Genomic DNA, 1,283 nt, shown 5'->3' on the forward strand with positions numbered 1-1,283 from the left:
GGGCATTGTCAATCGGTTAGTGCAACATCTGGTCAGGCTGCTTGCTTGAGGAGTTTGGCGAGTCGTTGGGCGGGGGTGTCTAGGTTGAGTGTGGGTCGGGGCCGGCGGTTGAGGGTGTCTTGGATGCGTTTGAGGTCGGCTTTGGTGTAGCCGGACAAGTCGGTGCCCTTTTCGAACCAGAATCGCAAGAGCCGGTTGGTGTTTTCGTTGCTGCCGCGTTGCCAGGGTGAGTGGGGGTTGCAGAAGTAGACCGGGGTGTTGAGTTGCAGCGCGATGTCGCGCCAGTTGGCCATTTCGCTGCCGCGGTCCCAGGTGATGGCACGGCGTAGGTGCTCGGGCAGCTCGCTCATCGCCTCGATCATCGCCGCGGCGACCGACGGGGCGCTGTGGTCGGTGGGCAGGTGCAACAGGATGGTGAAACGGGTGCTGCGTTCGACCAGGGTGCCGATTGCGCTGGCACCGCCGACGCCCAAGATCAGATCACCTTCCCAGGAACCGGGCACGGCCCGATCCTCGGCTTGGGCGGGGCGATCGCTGATCGAGAATTCCTCGCCGTTGTAGACGCCGCGGCTGACGTAGCGGCCCCGCGGTTTGCGTGCCGCCCGCTTGGTGGAGAGGCATTTGTGCAGATCAGCGCGCAGGCTGCCGCGGGTCTGCACATACAGGCTTTGATAGATGGTTTCGTGGCTCACCCGGGCCTGCCTGTCATCGGGGTGATCGCGGGCCAACATATCGGCGATCAGCTTGGGACTCCACCCATCATCCATCCACGCTTCGATCAACGCGCACAACGGATTGTCTTTGAGTTTGAACGGTCTGGGTCGACGCGCCCGGTCTGCGGCGCGGCCGTGGGCCATCAGCGCGTGGTAATCGCCGTCAGCATTTTTGTTGCGTCGAATCTCGCGATAGACCACGGTGCGATCACGGCCGATCTGCTTGCCGATGTCGGCGTGGCTGAGGCCGGCGTCGCGGCCGCGCATGATGATCACCCGCTCGTCGGCGCTGAGTCGGTGTCCACGGCCGCCTGGGCGCGACACGTCTCCGGGGTTTGCCAAACCACCACGTCCCCAACTGTTGACCCGCAATTTCATCGCCCCAGCCTCGCGCCACCAGCGCGATCCAGTCAGAAACGACACACCGACAGCGCGTTCGGCCTGAAGCACCGAGGTGCCCTGGCATACAAGGTCGAAAAACTCCCGTCGAACCGACCTCGGAAACGGATATCCACTCGGCACGGCAACCTCCCAAATCACGGATGTTGCACTGACCGTATGAATCCACGC

Annotated in this window: 1 protein-coding gene; it reads right to left on the reverse strand. The window is 63.3% G+C overall.

Annotation, left to right across the window (positions count from 1 at the left end):
- Positions 1–32 precede the first annotated feature (32 nt).
- Complete coding sequence (locus A5673_RS25450; RefSeq protein WP_068238972.1) at positions 33–1,235, reverse strand: IS30 family transposase; 1,203 nt, start codon at positions 1,233–1,235, stop codon at positions 33–35.
- Positions 1,236–1,283: the final 48 nt, after the last annotated feature.

Origin of the sequence: Mycobacterium sp. E3198 (genome assembly GCF_001667015.1) — a bacterium.
In the GTDB taxonomy this organism is placed as follows: domain Bacteria; phylum Actinomycetota; class Actinomycetes; order Mycobacteriales; family Mycobacteriaceae; genus Mycobacterium.